Origin of the sequence: Bartonella quintana (assembly GCF_009936175.1) — a bacterium.
Lineage (GTDB): Bacteria > Pseudomonadota > Alphaproteobacteria > Rhizobiales > Rhizobiaceae > Bartonella > Bartonella quintana.
In genome coordinates this window covers 71290-90567 of the sequence record NZ_AP019773.1, presented here as the reverse complement: position 1 = coordinate 90567, position 19278 = coordinate 71290, and the positions used below count along the sequence as shown (strand labels likewise).

At 38.7% G+C, this 19278-nt stretch carries 16 protein-coding genes; 8 read left to right on the top strand and 8 right to left on the bottom strand.

All coding sequences use genetic code 11. The annotated features are described in order from the left end of the window. Positions 1 to 17: 17 nt before the first annotated feature. Entirely contained in the window at positions 18 to 881 is an 864-nt protein-coding gene (locus MF1_RS00320) for an LOG family protein (RefSeq protein WP_014923617.1), read from the bottom strand. Between the two features lie 105 nt (positions 882 to 986). Between MF1_RS00320 and dapD the strand changes: the two genes are divergently transcribed. After that, positions 987 to 1835 carry a 2,3,4,5-tetrahydropyridine-2,6-dicarboxylate N-succinyltransferase gene (gene dapD, locus MF1_RS00315; protein WP_161510206.1) on the top strand — a complete coding sequence of 283 codons (849 nt, stop codon included), beginning with the start codon at positions 987 to 989 and terminating at the stop codon, positions 1833 to 1835. 73 nt (positions 1836 to 1908) lie between these two features. On the opposite strand, the gene lepA is transcribed toward dapD, so the two are convergent. The 5 genes from lepA to dnaK all read right to left on the bottom strand — a co-directional run bounded on the left by lepA (position 1909) and on the right by dnaK (position 11069). Then, a complete protein-coding gene (gene lepA, locus MF1_RS00310) occupies positions 1909 to 3714 on the bottom strand; it encodes a translation elongation factor 4 (protein ID WP_014923615.1) in 1806 nt (601 codons plus the stop codon). Positions 3715 to 4279: 565 nt separating this feature from the next. Beyond that, entirely contained in the window at positions 4280 to 5194 is a 915-nt protein-coding gene (locus MF1_RS00305; RefSeq protein ID WP_161510205.1) for a DMT family transporter, read from the bottom strand. A gap of 34 nt (positions 5195 to 5228) precedes the next feature. Continuing rightward, positions 5229 to 6134 (bottom strand): acetylglutamate kinase, encoded by a 906-nt coding sequence (gene argB, locus MF1_RS00300; protein ID WP_042995265.1) that lies wholly within the window; start codon positions 6132 to 6134, stop codon positions 5229 to 5231. Between the two features lie 1729 nt (positions 6135 to 7863). Further along, complete coding sequence (gene dnaJ, locus MF1_RS00295) at positions 7864 to 9006, bottom strand: molecular chaperone DnaJ (RefSeq protein WP_011178895.1); 1143 nt, start codon at positions 9004 to 9006, stop codon at positions 7864 to 7866. Between the two features lie 158 nt (positions 9007 to 9164). Beyond that, complete coding sequence (gene dnaK / locus MF1_RS00290; RefSeq protein WP_034449659.1) at positions 9165 to 11069, bottom strand: molecular chaperone DnaK; 1905 nt, start codon at positions 11067 to 11069, stop codon at positions 9165 to 9167. Between the two features lie 884 nt (positions 11070 to 11953). On the opposite strand from dnaK, the gene MF1_RS00285 reads away from it, so the two are divergent. Further along, entirely contained in the window at positions 11954 to 12502 is a 549-nt protein-coding gene (locus MF1_RS00285; RefSeq protein ID WP_161510204.1) for a copper chaperone PCu(A)C, read from the top strand. A gap of 134 nt (positions 12503 to 12636) precedes the next feature. Here MF1_RS00285 and lysM read toward each other — a convergent pair whose 3' ends face one another. Next, positions 12637 to 13092, bottom strand: coding sequence for a peptidoglycan-binding protein LysM (gene lysM, locus MF1_RS00280; RefSeq protein WP_014923609.1), 456 nt, complete (start codon positions 13090 to 13092; stop codon positions 12637 to 12639). 373 nt (positions 13093 to 13465) lie between these two features. On the opposite strand from lysM, the gene MF1_RS00275 reads away from it, so the two are divergent. The 6 genes from MF1_RS00275 to thpR all read left to right on the top strand — a co-directional run bounded on the left by MF1_RS00275 (position 13466) and on the right by thpR (position 18490). Then, complete coding sequence (locus MF1_RS00275) at positions 13466 to 14188, top strand: response regulator transcription factor (protein WP_011178891.1); 723 nt, start codon at positions 13466 to 13468, stop codon at positions 14186 to 14188. 39 nt (positions 14189 to 14227) lie between these two features. Continuing rightward, positions 14228 to 16012: a sensor histidine kinase gene (locus MF1_RS00270; RefSeq protein ID WP_161510203.1), complete on the top strand. Its 1785-nt coding sequence runs from the start codon at positions 14228 to 14230 to the stop codon at positions 16010 to 16012. 23 nt (positions 16013 to 16035) lie between these two features. Beyond that, a complete protein-coding gene (locus MF1_RS00265; RefSeq protein WP_011178889.1) occupies positions 16036 to 16500 on the top strand; it encodes an HPr kinase/phosphatase C-terminal domain-containing protein in 465 nt (154 codons plus the stop codon). A gap of 132 nt (positions 16501 to 16632) precedes the next feature. Beyond that, entirely contained in the window at positions 16633 to 17040 is a 408-nt protein-coding gene (locus MF1_RS00260) for a PTS sugar transporter subunit IIA (RefSeq protein ID WP_011178888.1), read from the top strand. Positions 17041 to 17050: 10 nt separating this feature from the next. After that, positions 17051 to 17347, top strand: coding sequence for an HPr family phosphocarrier protein (locus MF1_RS00255; RefSeq protein WP_011178887.1), 297 nt, complete (start codon positions 17051 to 17053; stop codon positions 17345 to 17347). A 603-nt stretch (positions 17348 to 17950) separates the two neighbouring features. Then, complete coding sequence (gene thpR / locus MF1_RS00250; RefSeq protein WP_161510202.1) at positions 17951 to 18490, top strand: RNA 2',3'-cyclic phosphodiesterase; 540 nt, start codon at positions 17951 to 17953, stop codon at positions 18488 to 18490. 101 nt (positions 18491 to 18591) lie between these two features. Here thpR and grpE read toward each other — a convergent pair whose 3' ends face one another. Beyond that, positions 18592 to 19254 carry a nucleotide exchange factor GrpE gene (gene grpE, locus MF1_RS00245; protein ID WP_161510201.1) on the bottom strand — a complete coding sequence of 221 codons (663 nt, stop codon included), beginning with the start codon at positions 19252 to 19254 and terminating at the stop codon, positions 18592 to 18594. Positions 19255 to 19278: the final 24 nt, after the last annotated feature.

Sequence of the window (19278 nt, the reverse complement as noted above, 5' to 3'; positions counted from 1 at the left end):
TATTTCCTCAAAAAAAGTTAAGGGAGCTTATAAAAGGAACGAATTTCTTCAAAAGCTTCCGCCGCTGTTTTAACAAATTTCACAAAATTGACATCGGAAGGGGATATCATACCTTGTGTAGACAGATAATCAAAATTGATAACATTGTCCCAAAATTCCTTGCCAAACATTAAGAGGGGAACTTGTTTCATACGTCCCGTCTGCATTAAAGTTAACGTCTCAAATAATTCATCTAAAGTGCCGAATCCTCCAGGAAAAACGGCTAATGCCTTTGCCCGCATTAAAAAATGCATTTTGCGCATCCCTAAATAATGAAAATTAAAACACAAATGCGGTGTCACATAAGGATTGGGCTCTTGTTCATGTAGTAAAACAACATTTAAACCAATCGTTGGTGCGCCAACATCAGCAGCACCACGATTTCCCGCTTCCATTACCCCTGGTCCTCCCCCAGTGACAACCACAAATTCACGATACTCGGTCGTTGCAGAATAACGTGAACATAAACGGGCAAATTCTCTTGCCTCATCGTAATAATGTGACATAGCATGCAAATTTTTCTTTTGCGTTTCATTTTTTGCTGCCCACGCGTCTTTCCCGGATTCAAAAATACGAGCACTACCAAATAAAACAACTGTTGATTGAATATCATAGTCTTGAAGCGTTATTTCCGGTTTTAAAAACTCAAGACTTATACGCTGTGAACGTAGGTCAGGACGCATCATAAAGTCCTGATCAATATAAGCCAAACGATAAGCAGACGAACGCATTTGTGCTAGATTAGAAATTTCATAGCCTTGTTTTAGAGTATCTTTTGCACAAATAAGAGGCATCCAATTTTTCTGCTCTTCTTCTCTTTTTCCTTTATAGCCTTTTTTCATGCACCTGTCCTGCTTTCTTATTGTTTTATTGACTGAATACATTTCTTCGCGTAGGTCATAGAAATACATCTTGAAGCTTTCAACTTATTTAACGGAACTCTGGTCATGACCAATCTCACACAACTTGAAATGATTATTGAAAAAGCATTTGATGATCGCGATTCTATCAAGACCACAACAAAAGGCGAAATTCGTGAAAGTGTCGAACACGCATTAAATCTTCTTGATAAAGGTGAAATCCGTGTAGCAGAACGTCAAAAAAATGGGCAATGGCATGTTCATCAATGGTTGAAAAAAGCTGTTCTTCTCTTTTTTCGACTTAATCCTATGCAGATTATTGCTGGTGGGGTAAATGGAACATACTGGTGGGATAAAGTCCCTTCGAAATTTTCTAATTGGCAAGAAACTGACTTTAAAAAAGCTAATTTCCGTTCTGTTCCTGGAACTATCGTACGTCATTCTGCCTACATTGCACCCAACGTCATATTAATGCCATCCTTTGTGAATCTTGGTGCCTTTATCGATGAAGGAACAATGGTTGATACATGGGCAACCGTTGGTTCCTGTGCACAAATTGGTAAACATGTCCATCTCTCTGGCGGCGTTGGTATTGGAGGTGTTTTGGAACCACTGCAAGCAAACCCAACCATTATTGAAGATCATTGTTTTATCGGTGCACGCTCCGAAGTCGTCGAAGGTTGCATTATCCGTGAAGGCGCTGTTTTAGGAATGGGAGTCTTTATTGGAAAGTCTACAAAGATTATTGATCGTACAACAGGGGAAGTGTTTATAGGTGAAGTACCAGCTTATTCTGTTGTTGTCCCAGGTTCTCTACCCGGAAAGCCATTACCAAATGGTGAAGTAGGTCCAAACCTTTATTGTGCTGTCATAGTGAAACGCGTCGATCAAAAAACACGAGAAAAAACATCTATTAACGATCTATTGCGTGACTAAGAATATTCTTCAAGAACTTTAACCAGGAAACAAAAAAAGTGCAATTAATGAGGGAGAATTCTCCCTTTTTTTATTATTTACTCATTTTAAGCGCTTCAATAAAAGCCGATTGCGGAATTTCTACTTTTCCGAATTGACGCATCCGCTTTTTTCCTTCTTTTTGCTTTTCCAAAAGTTTGCGCTTACGCGTCACATCACCCCCGTAACATTTAGCCGTTACATCTTTACGCAAAGCACGAATTGTTTCACGAGCAATAATTTTACCACCGATTGCTGCTTGAATTGGAATCTGAAACATATGCTGAGGAATAAGATCTTTCAGTTTTTCGCACATAGAACGCCCACGCTTTTCTGCAACAGTACGGTGCACAAGCATCGACAATGCATCAATAGACTCTCCATTCACCAAAATAGACATTTTAACCAAATCGCCTTCAGAATAATCCGTCATTTGATAATCGAAGGAAGCATACCCCTTTGAGATTGATTTTAAACGATCATAAAAATCAAAAACGACTTCATTGAGCGGTAAATTGTATGTCACCATGGCGCGCGTCCCAACATAGGACAAACCAACCTGTATCCCCCGCCGTTCTTGGCAAAGTTCTAGAATGGCCCCAAGATAATCATCAGGGGTCATAATTGTTGCCCGAATCCATGGTTCTTCAATGGAAGAAACTTTAACAAGATCAGGCATATCTGCTGGATTGTGCAATTCCTTAACAGAACCATTATTCATATTCATGCGATAAACAACCGAAGGTGCTGTCGCAATTAAATCCAAATTAAATTCGCGTTCCAAACGCTCTTGGATAATTTCAAGATGAAGAAGCCCTAAAAAACCACAACGAAAACCAAACCCCAAAGCTGCTGATGTTTCCATTTCAAAAGAAAAACTGGCATCATTTAAGCGCAATTTGCCCATGGCTGCACGTAAACAATCAAAATCAGCAGCATCAATGGGAAAAATTCCACAAAAGACAACCGGTTGAGCTGGTTTAAAACCAGGCAAAGCATTTTCACAAGGACGACGCTCTTCAGTAATAGTATCGCCAACCCGCGTATCAGCAACCTCTTTGATAGAAGCCGTGATAAAACCAATCTCTCCTGGCCCTAACGTATCAACCTGCACCATTTTAGGGGTAAACACACCAACGCGTTCAACAAGATATTTTACTCCTGTACCCATCATGCGAATGATTTGACCTTTTTTTAAGATACCATCTATTACCCGTACCAAAACGATCACGCCAAGATATGCATCATACCAACTGTCAACCAACATTACTTTCAGGGGGTTTTTAACATCACCAATATGCGGAGGTGGCAATTGCCTTACAATTGCTTCTAAAACATCTGGAACACCAAACCCTGTTTTTGCAGATATTTCTACAGCCTCAGATGTATCGATACCAATCACATCTTCAATTTGTTCTTTAACACGCTCAGGTTCTGCTGCTGGAAGATCGACCTTATTGAGCACAACAACCAATTCATGAGAATTATCAATGGCTTGATAAACATTTGCCAACGTCTGCGCTTCCACACCTTGGCTCGCATCTACAACTAAAAGTGAACCCTCACAAGCCGCCAATGAACGTGATACCTCATAAGCAAAATCAACATGACCGGGCGTATCAATAAGATTTAAAATGTAGGTTTCACCATTTTTTGCTTTATAGTGCAAGCGTACCGTTTGTGCCTTAATAGTAATGCCACGTTCCCGCTCAATATCCATGGAATCAAGCACTTGCTCTTTCATCTCCCGTGTTTCAAGCCCTCCTGTCATTTGAATCAAACGATCAGCTAATGTTGACTTTCCGTGATCGATGTGCGCCACGATGGAAAAATTGCGGATATAATTACGATCTACTGTCATACGGGCGATTTAGCAAAGAATAAAATAAAATGCAAAGGCCAATTATGTCCCTTCGAAAACCTTTAAAAAATATAAACGAAAAGACCTCCTTAAAACACAACTCTTCATAACCTAAAAAACGAGGCTTTTTTGCTAAACGCACTACCAATAATTGAAAAGTAGCCAAATGCTCTTAACTCTTTTTCATATCCGTTCGGTTTATTACTCATATGCCCGTATAATATTAGAAAATGCGTATAGAGTTTAGATTTGGATCAAATTCGTAAGAAATGCTGTTTTTTATTTACACACAATACGTTGCTTTTTTCGTCAATCTTATACAAAATGAAAAAAGCTTAAAATCGGAGCAATAAATCCTCTAAACTATCAAAATCTTAGAAAGATGCTCTCTTACACGATATCTTTTGAAAAAAATCACACTTTTCTATAAGATTGCGTTTTTTCCTCTCTTTAAAGACGAAAAACACATCAAGAGCCCATTTTATTTCGTTGAAGAAACAACAAAAATGAAATCTCCTCAAGTGGAAATATCACGAAATAAAATCATAATAAGAGAGGTGCAAAGTTAATCTATTTTTTCAATCATTTTATTTTTTTTACGCCATTGTGAAGGTTGTAATTCAGCCACGATAATCCCAATCAAAATAAGTGCTCCTCCTAATAAAGCTAAAGGAGATAAACGTTCACCAGCCAAACGCCCAACAATACCAGCCCATACAGGTTCTCCTGCGTAAATGAGTGTTGCACGTGTAGGCGAAATAGACTTTTGTGCCCAATTCATCGCCAATTGAATGATGGCACTCATAAAAGCCAATCCTATACCAATACTCAACCACACCCACGAAAATTCAGGAATGCTTTCACCACTCAAAGGCATACAAAAAAATGAAAAAAGACCACTAAAACATAACTGTAAAACCGTTACGCGCCGACTATCAACTTTGTTGGCAAAAATTCCGATGAGTATAATTTCTCCAGCAATTGCTAAAGCACCTAACAAAGTTAAAATTTCACCTTTTGAAAAATCAAACCTTCCTGACTTTTGTCCAGAAACAAGTATAAGCCCAATAAAAGCGAAAATAATACCAACCCAACAAGCTAAACGAGGTGGCTTTTTAAAAATAATCCATTGCAACACTGGAACTATCGGAATATAAAGCGCCGTGATAAAAGCCGACTGACTACTAATAATCGTTTGAAGCCCCATAGCTTGAAAAGCATAACCCAAAAACATCCCCAAACCAACAGCCATCCCAGCAAAAATTTCATAAACAGTTATACCTTTCATAGAGCGCCAAAAAATTGCCCCACATATCAGCGATGCAACAGTAAAACGAAATCCAACAAAGAAGAGAGGCCCACTATAGCGTACTGCGATGTGAATCACTAAAAATGTAATGCCCCACAATATTGTTGCAGCAAATAATGCCAACTCCTGTTTGCTTAATAAAGAGCATTTTAATTGCTTTATATTACTCATAAAAGGCTTCATCCTCCAATTTATTCTCTATGTCTTACGAAACAATAAGCGTTCCAGCTCCCTGTTCAGTAAACAGTTCTAGTAAGACAGAATGGGGGGTTTTGCCATTTAAAATGACAACACCTTCCACCCCATTTTGAAGAGCCTTCATACAAGTTTCTACTTTTGGAATCATGCCACCTGAAATTGTTCCATTTTTGATGAGATTTTCAACTTCAGAGATTGTCAATTCCTTTAAAAGTTTACCCTTTTTATTCAATACACCAGGCACATCAGTCAAAAACAAAAGGCGTTTGGCCTCTAATGCACCAGCAATGGCCCCAGCAAAAATATCAGCATTAATATTATAGGTTTTGCCATCGCGGCCTGGAGCTACAGGAGCAAGAACTGGAATCATTTCAGAACATGCCAAAAGATCCAACAATGTACGATCAACTTCAACAGGTTCACCCACAAATCCCAAATCCAAAACACGTTCAATATGCGAATCGGGATCAATCACAGTTTTATAAGCCTTTTCGGCAAAAACCATATTGCCATCCTTGCCACACAGCCCTATTGCCCATTCACCTTCAGCGTTTATGAGAGCGACTATTTCTTTGTTTATGGAACCTGCTAAAACCATTTCAACAACTTCAACGATTCGTTCATCGGTTACGCGTAAACCGTTTTCAAACCGCGACTCAATCCCCATTTTCATCAAAATTTCAGCAATTTGAGGACCTCCACCATGAACAACAACGGGGTTAATACCTGATTGCTTCAACAGAGCAATATCACGCGCGAATGCCCGCCCCAAAGTAGAATCACCCATAGCATGACCGCCATATTTTACAACGACCGTTTCATTTTCGTATTTTTGCATATAAGGTAAAGCAGACGATAAAAATGCTGCTTGTCTTTCAAAAACATCTGCAGCACAATTTTCAACATTATCCATTAAAAGAGCCTCCTCATTGCCTTTTACCATCTCTGAGTGGAATTTAGGAAAAGCGAAAAAGACTTTATCCATCCCCCTGAAAATCATCGATTTTTCTTTAAATTACCACCAAAGTAATAACGAGATGTAATAAAAGCATCTTCCTTGAAAAGAATTGGCATAAAAGAATTAAACAGAATAGCTGTACAAAATGCCATTGTTTTATGACCTTATGTATAAAACTTGAAAATAGAATTTAGAAGAATTTTTAAGTCACGCCGTACATTATTCACTCACTGAGTTTACCCTATAGCAGAATCTTTAACAATGAATATATACAACTATTGATTTTATAGAATGAAAATAAAAATTTTTATAATAGTAAAGTTAATCACTATATTGCCCATCCAAAACATGGTTAAGTCGTAAATATCCCTCACTTAGGCTACATTTTGACCTAAAAACCACCTTTTTCCTCATAATGAAAATCAGAAAATATGACTTAAATAATCCACCACCAGACATGCTCTAAAAACAATAATATGTTGTTTTTAATGAATATTTTATTGCTTTCCAACTTGAATGAGAGCACCAAATACTGTAAAATCCTTGCATTTAGAATCAAAAAGCAACCGTTTACTTATACGTTACAAGAGGAATTGGTGTGTGGATAAACATCTGTTTTAGAAAGGAATAAGCTGACAAATATCATGATAACGTCGGGCTGATACCTTCATAAGTATAAGAATATTGGTACCCTATGGATTTCTAAGCTATACTCTTCACAGACACCATTATGAGATGAGTTTAAGACTTAGTCAAAATGTCTCTTTAAAGCAAATTTGTGAATGAGCAGTGCAATGATTTGCTGTATCCCCATTTCCGAAATGACTCAACCCTCGCCTCAATCTGACATATAAAAACTGCAACAGCAGAGGAAGCATTAAATCGTCTCCATATTTATCTCAAACATGCTGCTGCCTTAGGGTGAAATATCGATTTACAAGCAATAGTTAAAGCACGTGCTTTACATATGGGCAAACAATGCCATAAAATGCAAAGCATGTTGGCTAAAGTTGGAAAGATATCTCGGCTTTTTATAAAGCACTGAGCAAAACAACAGAATCACATTAAAAAAATTGTAGCAAAATCACATTGTCCATTGCTAAAAATAAAAGTTCTTGACGACATATAAGATAAAATCAGAATCGTAAAATCGCTTTTCTAGATAAAAATATTCAAACTGAAAATTGTCATTTCCGTTCGCTTAAAGAAATATCCATAATTCATTAACATTAATTTATAGGCATTCACTGCATGAGGAAGCATAAAATGAGGATTCGGAATATTACAACCTTGAAGCATTAAAACATTGATACTCGTTCATGCCCCTTCCCATTAATAGAAGTGGCTGCAACGTATCAAACAAGGAAAAGCTTCGATCGTTTGATCCCCATTCTCAAAAAACGCTTGAATACATGACAGTGTCTTAATAGTCAATGAATTGTCACAATGGATAAGCTCCCGTTCAAATTTCATAGTACTCGAAATAAAAGTGGCTCATAGAGCTGTGAAATGCAATATAAAAACCAATCGAACAATAGGAACGCATCCTAAAATAACCAGTAAAAACTTTTCTCTCTTCAAGCAAGAAGAATGTTAACCCTTCCAAAGATTATGATGCAATAGAAAAATTAATTAAAGCAATCTTTCAAGGACACTCTCCCTACATTCATGCTAACGGACTTCACTAGTTTTGACCGGAAATATTTTCAAAAAACTCTTTCATACGTGAGAAAAAACCATGTGATTGCGGTGAATTCTCATGATTTGAAAGCTTTTCAAATTTTTGTAATAATTCACGTTGCTCTTGCGTCAATTTCTGCGGTGTTTCAATAGTGATATGAATATAAAGATCACCTCTCACCTGCTGACGACGTAACATAGGCATTCCTTTGCCTTTAAGGCGAAACTGACGTCCATTTTGTGTCCCTTCTGGAATCTTAACACGTGCTTTGATACCATCAAGGTCGGAAACTTCAAATTCCCCTCCTAAAGCAGCTGTAACCATTGAAAGAGGAATACGACAATGAAGATCTGCTCCCTCTCGCTGAAAAAATTCATGCGGTTTAACGGAAAGAAAAATATAAAGATCACCGTTAGGACCACCACGAATGCCAGCGTCTCCCTCACCAGAAAGACGAATACGCGTACCATCTTCGATACCAGCTGGGATGTTTACGCTTAACGAACGATTTTTTTCTACCCGTCTTGTTCCCTGGCATTTTGGACATGGATCCGTAATGACCTCACCACGCCCATTACATGCATGACATGTTCTTTCAATGGAAAAGAAACCTTGTGCAGCACGGACGCGGCCAGCCCCATGACAAGTCCCACAAATTTGTGGCTTAGAACCTTTTTTCGCGCCTGACCCTTCACAAGAATCACAAACAATAGAACTGGGAATATTAATTTGCGCAGTTTTTCCTGAAAATGCCTCTTCTAAGGTCACTTCCATATTATAACTCAAATCTGCGCCACGCTCACGACCATCACTGCGCTTACGGTGCCCACCCCCCATAATCTCGCCAAAAAAATCTTCAAAAATGTCAGAAAATCCACCAGCAGCAAAACCACCAAAGGGATTTCCTCCTCCTTGATTGTTATTTTCAAAAGCCGCGTGACCAAATCGGTCATAAGCAGCTCGCTTTTGAGGATCTTTGAGAACTTCATAAGCTTCGCCAATTTCTTTGAATCTCCGCTCTGCCTCTTTATCCCCCGCATTGCGATCAGGATGATATTGCATTGCCAGCTTACGAAAAGCAGATTTCAGCTTTTTATCATCACATTCGCGAGTCACGCCAAGAATTTCATAATAATCGACCTTCATCATGTATTCCTGATAATTTCTTGTCATCCATCTTCATGAATAACATTTGCTTTCAATTTATATTTTTCACAATAAAGTTGCAACTCATCTCAAATAATAAAGCCCATCCTTATGTTTCAAAGGCTGGGTTTATTATCTGATCAACACAGTTGCTACACTTATTTCTTCTTATCACTAATTTCTTCAAAATCAGCATCGACAACATCATCACTCACATCATCACTTTTTGTATCTGTTTCAGTGTTGGCTGTTGCTGCTTGTGAAGCTTCATACATAGCCTGCCCAAGCTTCATACTGACTTCTGCTAATTTCTGCATTTTTGCTGTTACTTCTTCAGGATCGGTACCATCAAGTGCAGACTTCAAATCAGATATTGCAGTTTCAATCTGTTCTTTCTCTTCAGTTGATATCTTATCGCCATATTCCGTAAGCGATTTTTCAGTTGAATGGATAAGAGCTTCTGCTTGATTTCTGGCTTCGACACCTTCACGGCGTTTTTTGTCTTCAGCCGCATGCTCTTCTGCATCCTTTACCATTTTTTCGATGTCAGCGTCACTTAAACCACCTGATGCCTGAATACGAATTTGATGCTCTTTACCGGTTCCTTTATCCTTTGCCGAAACATTTACAATACCATTCGCATCAATATCAAAAGTAACCTCAATCTGAGGCACGCCACGCGGGGCTGGTGGAATACCGACAAGATCAAATTGAGCAAGTAACTTGTTATCATTAGCCATTTCGCGCTCACCTTGGAAAACACGAATAGTCACAGCATTCTGATTATCATCAGCTGTTGAAAAAACTTGTGATTTTTTAGTTGGGATAGTGGTATTGCGTTCAATAAGACGTGTGAAAACCCCACCCAACGTTTCAATACCCAAAGATAAAGGTGTGACATCCAACAGCAAAACATCTTTTACATCGCCCTGCAAAACACCCCCTTGAATGGCAGCTCCCATCGCCACAACTTCATCAGGATTAACACCTTTGTGTGGATCTTTGCCGAAGAAGCTTTGTACAACTTCCTGAATCTTGGGCATACGCGTCATACCACCCACTAAAACAACTTCGTCAATCTCACCAGCTTTCAGTCCTGCATCTTTCAGTGCGGCTTTACAAGGCTCGATAGTGCGCTGAACTAAATCATCAACGAGAGATTCAAATTTTGCCCGAGTCAATTTCATCGTTAAGTGCTTGGGACCAGATTGATCTGCTGTGATAAACGGCAAATTGATTTCTGTTTGCTGTGAAGAAGAAAGTTCAATCTTTGCTTTTTCTGCCGCCTCTTTTAAACGCTGCAACGCCAGTTTATCATTTTTTAGATCAATTCCTTGTTCTTTCTTGAATTCGTCTGCAAAATAACCGACCAAACGCATGTCGAAGTCTTCACCACCTAAAAACGTATCTCCATTAGTTGATTTAACTTCAAAAACGCCATCTCCAATTTCAAGGACAGAAATATCAAATGTACCACCACCAAGGTCGTAAACAGCAATCGTTTTTCCGTCTTTTTTATCCAAACCATATGCTAAAGCAGCAGCTGTTGGCTCATTGATAATTCGTAAAACTTCAAGCCCTGCAATTTTACCCGCATCTTTGGTAGCCTGGCGTTGTGCATCATTAAAATAAGCAGGAACAGTAATAACCGCTTGCTCAACTTTTTCACCAAGATAAGACTCGGCAGTTTCTTTCATCTTTTGCAAAATCATAGCTGAAATTTGTGACGGAGAATATTTCTTACCCGCTTCTTCAACCCACGCATCACCATTGTCACCCTTAACAATTTTATAAGGTACAAGCGCTTTATCTTTTTCAACCATGGGGTCATCAAAACGACGCCCAATCAAACGTTTAACTGCAAAAATTGTCCCTTCAGGATTCGTAACTGCCTGCCGTTTAGCAGGCTGCCCAACAAGTCGCTCCCCTCCATCAGTAAAGGCAACAACAGAAGGCGTTGTCCGCGCTCCTTCTGAATTCTCAATAACCTTTGCGTTTTTGCCATCCATAACAGCAACACAAGAGTTAGTCGTTCCCAAATCAATACCTATTACTTTTGCCATATCATAATCTCCATTCAGCAAGCTACCTCAACCTTCATCAAGCATCTTTCTAAGACAGCTCCTTATAATACTCAAGGCCTGCATTTCATTTCAAATTACACAAATCATGAACCGCACGTCGCAACAAGCCTTGCTGCTTCGTATATAAGAACAGGCTCTGACTGCTACAAGAGAATAATGAGAGAAACATTCTTAAAATGAAACTTTTCTTTTAAAATAGGCATTCGACTTCCACGCAAAAGCCATATTCATTAAAGATGTGGGTATCATAGTATATCTTTCCTGCGATTCTTAATAAACATATTAAGCCTACAAAAATTGAAAAAATAAAGATAATGATTACATATCTTCCTTGGTCTCTCAGAGTCACACAAGATACTCACATGAGAGATTTTTAAAAAGATCGCTCGGATGCGATAGATTTATGCCACGAATATCACATTTTTCTTAGCCAAATCTTTTGCAAACTTCATATCTTTATGAAATCAATGGCTGCAATGTTTCTTATATCAACAACTTATAACGTTAAATTTAACATTTCCAAATGCTAATATTTTGTGAGGACAATTATTTGTAAATCTGCTCACAGCTCTACTTCTAACCACTTAATCCTTCACTGCTGTTTGAAAGCGTGCCTTGAATACACTCGACATAGCCCTCCTCTTCTTACCTGCATACCTCTAGAGTAAGAATGCCCCCTTCGCCTTTAAGTGCACTGCCATTTTAAACCTTATGGCCTTCCTCTAAAACCAAGAGCCCCATTCCTTTCTCTTTGACATTCAAATTAATCTAATTCTAGAAATTCTCTCTTTTATTTTAAACAGAAACTCTGCTAAAATGGGCAAGGTACTCAAAAATTGAGTCTAACGAAGGAGGGTAAATCGATGATGACATTTATCGTCGGACAAATAAAGAATTTTATGTCTAAAGATCCAGCTCATACACAGTCTCCATTCAAGAAGATTATCACAAATGTTGGGTGGGTTCTTTTTTTTGCTTTCATAACTCTGCCTGCAGCCGCTCAATATTATAAACTTGGCGACATAGAAATTCTTAATCCTTGGACGCGTGCAACACCCAAAGGTATGAAAACCGGCAATGGTTACCTTTACATTATTAATCACAGCAATACACCAGACCGTTTGATTTCTGTTTCAACAAACGGTGTACAAACAACAGAAATCCACTCTATGGCGGTCATCAATGATATCATGAAAATGGAAAAAAGGCACAATGGCATCGAAATTCCAGGCAATGGCGAAATCACACTTAAACCCGGTGGTGATCACATTATGTTCACCGGGCTTTCACAACCATTCAAGCCAGGTGACAAAATTAGCGCAAAATTGACATTTGAAAAGGCGGGAACAATTAACGTTGATTTCTCTGTAAATGCTATGAGCACAACATCATCTTCTAAATCAGCTCCTTGATCACTAAGCTCTTTCAGTACCATTCAATCAATATCTTAACTTTAGAAGTGTGAAAACTTTTTCACACTTCTTATTTTTGTTTAGCGCTGCAAAACACACCGTAAAAAAGCAAAAGATTCGCCCCTTGTCTGAGACTAAGCCCATTCAATTTCAGGAATACGCAAAACTTGTCCAGGATAAATTTTATCGGGTGATTTCAACATCGGCTTATTGGCTTCAAAAATGAATGTGTTTTTACCACCTTGTCCTTTCCCATAAACTTCTTCAGCAATCTTCCAAAGATTATCACCTGATTTTACCTCATAAAAGCGAGAGGCTTTCGTAGGTGTAGTATCTGTAATCTTTAATTGGTCAATATCAACAGAAGAGATCCCTTGCGAATTGCCAACAACCAAAAGTGCTTTTTCAAGTGTTTCCCTATCTGGAACCTCGCCACTCAAAACAGCTTTACCATTTTCAACCTGAATATTCATTTTTTCCGTGCCGAGTTGAAAATTATCGAATGCAGCCTTAAAATCTTCTTCTTTTGGCTCATTGTCCCCAATACCAAGCTTTTCACCAACCGTTTTAACAAAATTAAAAAAACCCATTATGGACTCCTTTCGTGCAGTGGGTGCAAATTTTTCACATATGCCATCCCACTCTTTCCCCTGCTCTTAAAACAGATAGGAGGATTTTTTAAACTTCAACGATCAAAAGCAAACCTGTTTAATTCTGAAACAAAGATAAAAAGAAACTTTGACAAAAAATACCTCTCTGACAACTTTATCCCCCACATAGGGATCTTAATGTGCGCAAAAGCGTTATAAAATTGCAGAGATAAAACAAGCTTTTACCGTAAAGATGAAAAGTTTTTTACTCAGCTACAATTTGTACCACATTTGTTTTGCAAAAAAAATGCGAACTCCCATATAAATAGCATAGGTGATTTGCTGAAACAGCAATAGAAAGGTCTAAGAAACCATGAAAGATACTCCAACAATCACGCAAACGATTGTACTTGTTGATGATGACCGCAATATTTTGACATCTCTATCTTTTGCGCTCGAAACAGAAGGCTATCGGGTTGAAAGCTATACAGATGGAGCATCTGCACTCAAAAATCTAACACTACATCCCCCACATTTAGCTATTTTTGATATTAAAATGCCCCGAATGGATGGGATGGAACTTTTGCGCCGATTACGTCAAAAGTCTGATATTCCAGTTATTTTTCTTACCTCTAAAGATGATGAAATTGATGAACTGTTTGGTCTTAAAATGGGAGCTGACGATTTTATTACTAAACCTTTCTCTCAACGTCTTCTCATTGAGCGTGTGAAAGCTATTCTGCGCCGTGCCAATGCTCGTAACCAACCGCTTGCAACAGGAGCCTCTTCTACCTCCTCTCTTAAACGCGGAGATCTTGTGATGGATCAAGAACGTCACACCTGTACATGGAAAGATAAACCTGTTATCCTGACTGTTACAGAATTCTTGATTCTACAAACCTTAGCACAAAGACCAGGGGTTGTGAAAAGTCGTGATGCTTTGATGGATGCAGCTTATAGTGATCAAGTTTATGTAGATGACCGCACCATTGATAGTCACATTAAACGTCTGCGTAAAAAGTTTAAACAAGTGGATGATGATTTTGCAATGATTGAAACACTTTACGGTGTAGGTTATCGTTTCCACGAAGTGTGAAGCTGTTTTGTCGCAAAAATTTGAACGGCGATCAAATCGATGACAAAAAATACTCAACTGGAAACCCTGCAAAAAACAACACCAAATGGCTTTCCCTCCCCCCCCTTTTCTATACTTGCTAATTTCCGTTTTCGGATACGACGTCTTCTCAGACAATTGCTTTTTTCCAGTCTCACACGCCGCATTGTCATTTTAAATATTGCTGCCCTTGCCATTTTGGTTACAGGCATTTTATACCTTAATCAATTTCGTGATGGTCTGATTGAAGCGAAAATCAAAAGCTTATGCACCAAAGGAAAAATTATTGCTGGAGCCATTGCTGCCTCTGCAACGGTAGATACGAATTCTATTCTCATCGACCCCCAAAAACTTTTGGAATTACAAGCTGGAGAAAGCGTTACACCTGCACCCCAATCAACAGACTCTTGGGATTTTCCCATTAATCCTGAACAAGTTGCCCCTCTTTTACGACGCCTTATCACACCCAAAACAACAAGAGCACGTATCTATGATCGTGATGCTACTTTGCTTCTTGATTCGCGCGTTCTTTATTCTAGCGGTGAAGTTTTCAGTTACGATTTACCTCCACTTAAAACTGAAAAAAACCTGTGGGAGCGCCTCACTTCATGGTTTTCAAACGCCTTTTATGGCAATGGTATTGCCATTGATAGAGAGCAAGAAAAAAACCGGGGTATTGCTCATCCAGAAGTTTACCGAGCACTCAATGGATCTCTTGCTACCGCCAAACGCCGCAACAGACAAGGTCAATTAATCGTTTCTGTTGCCGTGCCTGTTCAACGTTATCGGGCAGTGGTGGGTGCGCTTCTTCTTTCAACCACTGGTTCAGATATTGACAACATTGTAAAAGGCGAAAGATTGGTTATTTTTAAAGTCTTTGCTGTCGTCGGGAGCGTGCTTTTGGTACTTTCCTTATTTTTAGCCCATACGATTGCTCATCCATTAAGCAAATTGTCCGCCTCTGCCAACCGTGTGCGCAATGGCAACAATAAACGCGTGGAAATTCCTGATTTCTCAATGCGCGAAGATGAAATTGGTCATCTTTCGACTTCTATTCGTGATATGACCAATGCTCTTTATATGCGTATTGAAGCCATTGAACGTTTTGCTGCTGATGTAAGTCATGAATTAAAAAATCCACTTACCTCACTGCGTAGTGCTGTTGAAACCCTTCCTCTGGCTAAAAATGAAGAAGCACAAGAACAATTACTTGAAATTATTCAACATGATGTGCGTCGTCTTGACCGTTTGATTACTGATATTTCTGATGCCTCACGACTCGATGCTGAGCTTGCTCGTGAAACCGCGCAGATCGTTGATATGACACAGCTTTTGGAAAGTCTTGTTCATGCTGCTCATGAAGTATACCGTAACACGCAATCCATTGATATCAGCCTCAATATTGTCCCACGTCCTTATGGAAAAGCCTACCTTGTGTTGGGACATGAACTCCGTTTGGGGCAAGTTATTTCCAATCTCATTGAAAATGCACGTTCCTTCATTCCCCATGATAATGGCAAAATTTATATAACTATGAAGAGTCATGCTTCAACCCTCATCTTAACCATTGAAGACAATGGCCCTGGTATTCGTTCAGAGAATATTGAACGCATTTTTGAGCGCTTCTATACCGATCGACCAAGCGAAGACACATTTGGACAAAACTCAGGACTCGGCCTTTCTATTAGTCGGCAAATCATCGAAGCTCATAATGGGACAATTACAGCTGAAAATATTGTTGACCCCAAACTTGAAAATAGTAAAATTGGCGCACGTTTTATTATTATGCTTCCCTTCGCTAAATAAACCCTTTACGCAAAGCAAAAGGCATGAAAACAAAAAATGAAATACTCTATGCAAATTGCCTCCAATTGGGCGGAAGGGGTCTTCTGATTATAGGTCCATCTGGTTCAGGAAAATCAACCATCACCCTTTCCTTGCTCGACCGTGCTGGATGGTCAAAACGTAAAGCAAAACTTATCAGTGATGATTATACAATGCTCTGTGTGGAAAATGGAAAACTTCACGGATACACTCCAGAAGATTTGCAAGGTGGTATTGAGATTCGCGGTGCAGGCCTTTATATGATAGAGTCTGAAAAACAAACAATTATCGATTGCGTTGTTCTTCTCGGTCCTGAATATGAGCGCTTTTCCACAAATCAGACTTTTAAATTTGCAGATCTACACATTCCTCTTTTAAAGCTCCCTAGCCTTCGTGAAGCAGATTGTACAGCCATTTGTCAGGCTATTGAGGCATTCTTTTTTAGGAAAATATGGCTAAAATCTGTTTAATTTTTTTCAAAAGAGGAAAAAACGTTATTTTTGCTTTTTTTTGAAAATTTTTCTTGGCAGCAGAATAAAGCCTTGTAAAATGCTCTCTCTACCATATGGTCGGGTCTTTGTGTTAACAGGAGTTTTTGTAAAATGATTGGACTCGTGCTTGTAACGCACGGTGAGCTGGCTGTTGAATTTCTGCATGCTGTAGAACATGTTGTTGGAACACAAGAAAAATTCGCAACGATATGCGTCTATCCTGACGATGACATGGACCAGCGCCGAGGTGATATTATATCTGCAGTTTCCTCTACAGATACAAATCATGGGGTGATCATATTAACAGACGTGTTCGGTGGAACACCATCAAATATGGCTATTCCTGCCATTGAAAAAGGGCGTGTTGAAATGATTGCGGGTGTGAATTTACCTATGCTCATTAAACTAATTTCTATTCGCCAATGTCCTGATATTTCATTATCAGAAGCTTTAAGAATAGCGCAAGAAGCAGGACGTAAATATATTACATGTACCAAGTATGACTTTAATAGCGGATAATTAAACACTTATGCTTTCCAAAAATTCTCTTCCATCTACATTAAGCCGCCATTTCAATATCTGTAATAAACGTGGGTTGCACGCGCGTGCTTCTGCAAAATTTGTACAAATTGTTGACAATTTCAACGCCATTGTTGAAGTTGAAAAGGATGGGAAAATCGTTGGTGGCTCGTCAATTATGGGTCTTATGATGTTAGCAGCTTCATCCGGTTGTAACCTCACTATTCGCGTTTCAGGACCAGAAGCAAGTGACGTTCTCGACGCTCTTGAAAAACTTATCAACAATAAATTTGGAGATGAGAACTAGAGTTTCTAACCCCAAAAAGCAGTTGATCATCCCTAAGATAAGAAGAAACTTCTTCTTATCATTATTTTATTGGCTTCTTCATTTTTTCTTAGCAGTATTAGCATGTCATATTTATATAGGTAGCATCCCTGTTATCGTAGGCAGAAAATGCTTATGGCAGTTGTGTTCTGATAATATCTGCGTGATCTTCCTTTCACACTGATATCTGACAAATTTGAATGTTTGTTGAGTATGTTACTACACTTAATACGTATAATAATCTGTTTAATAGAGATATTAAAGCCCCTTTGAATCTATTTTTGACAAATGTAAAGGTGATCCTACAATTAGAGATTTACCAACTTTTCTTATTTAGGCTGTATTTGTAGCATTGATAGCAACGAGTAGTGATCTCTATTCTTATGATGAACACACAAATGTGGCTTTTATTGGAAGTTAGGACTACTCTCTTAGATTCATACGCTTTATGAACTCAATTTACAATTATGGTGGCCATTTTTTAGCCGCTTTTTTATATTATTATCCTTTCTCCTAGTGATATATTTTACTTTCAACTTATCAACGTCAAACTTGTATTGAAATTTTTTTCTATTAGCAGATACCATGTACCGTTTGTTTAGCGCTCTTCAGATTCCTAAGAAAACAACAGAAGCACTCATATCGCTGCAAAATGGCTTACTAAAGGCGCAGTGGATTAACCCACAAAACTTTCATGTCACTTTGTCTTTTTTTGGTGAGATTGAAAGCTCTCTAGCCGATGAGCTTATGCGTGCCTTTGACACAATAAAGCTTCCTCCTTTTATGCTACACATGAATGGTTTCAAAGTTTTTGGTTCGGAAAATGCTCCTCATTCTCTTGTTGTTCGTATTGAGCCTTGTGAAACTCTCAGCCTTTTACATGAAAAAATGGAATGTATTCGGAGCAACTTAGGGTTAAATCCTGATAAAAAACAATTTACTCCGCATATCACTCTTGCACGACTGCTTGATATTAAACCTGAAGATCTTCCTTTTTATCTATCTTCTCGAGGTGACTTTTCGTTTCCTCCCTTTAAGGTTGACCATTTTGCTCTACTTTTATCGCCTTCGCCTTTAAGCGATGCCCCTTATGTTGTAAAAAGAAGGTGGGCACTTCAAGGATAAAAGGAGGGTGTTAACACCCTTTAGAATTCTTTGATAAATGCCTTACGAATTTAGAAACGTAAGGCTACCTTTTGTACTCAGGACATTGTTCCTGATGCATTTCAAGCTGAACCAGATTCCACAGGCACTTCTTTTGTTTCTCCTTTTGCTACACCCACTATAGCCGGGCGCAGAACACGTTCACCGATAATGTAACCGGCTTGCACAACTTGCTGAACGGTATTATCTGGAACATCACAGTTAGGAATTTCAAACATCGCTTGATGAAAATGAGGATCAAATTTTTGCCCTTCTGGATAAATTTTCTGTACTCCATGACGTTCTAGTGCTGCTATCATTGCACGCTCAGTCATTTCAACACCCTCAGCTAATGTTTTCAAACCAGCATCATTCTCCTTTGCTCCTTCTGGAATAGCCTCCAAAGCACGATTGAGATTGTCAGAAACAGATAACATGTCACGTGCGAAATTAGCAATCGAATAGGCCTTCGCATCAGCCACATCACGTGCAGTACGGCGCCGAAGATTTTCCATATCTGCAACAAGACGTAAAAGCTGATCTTTTAATTCTTTATTCTCGTCCTGCAAAGCAGCCAAGGGATCACTAACTTCATTGTTTTCTTCTTTAACTTCTGAATGAATTTCTGCCTCATGCGTTTTTAAAAATTCATCAGTAGCTTTTTTAAGTGTATCACGATCAACTGGATTTTTCAGATCGCAATTTTCAAATGAAGCGTCAGTAAACTTGTTTTTTTCATCAGACATAAAAATTCCATTCCTTCATAAGAT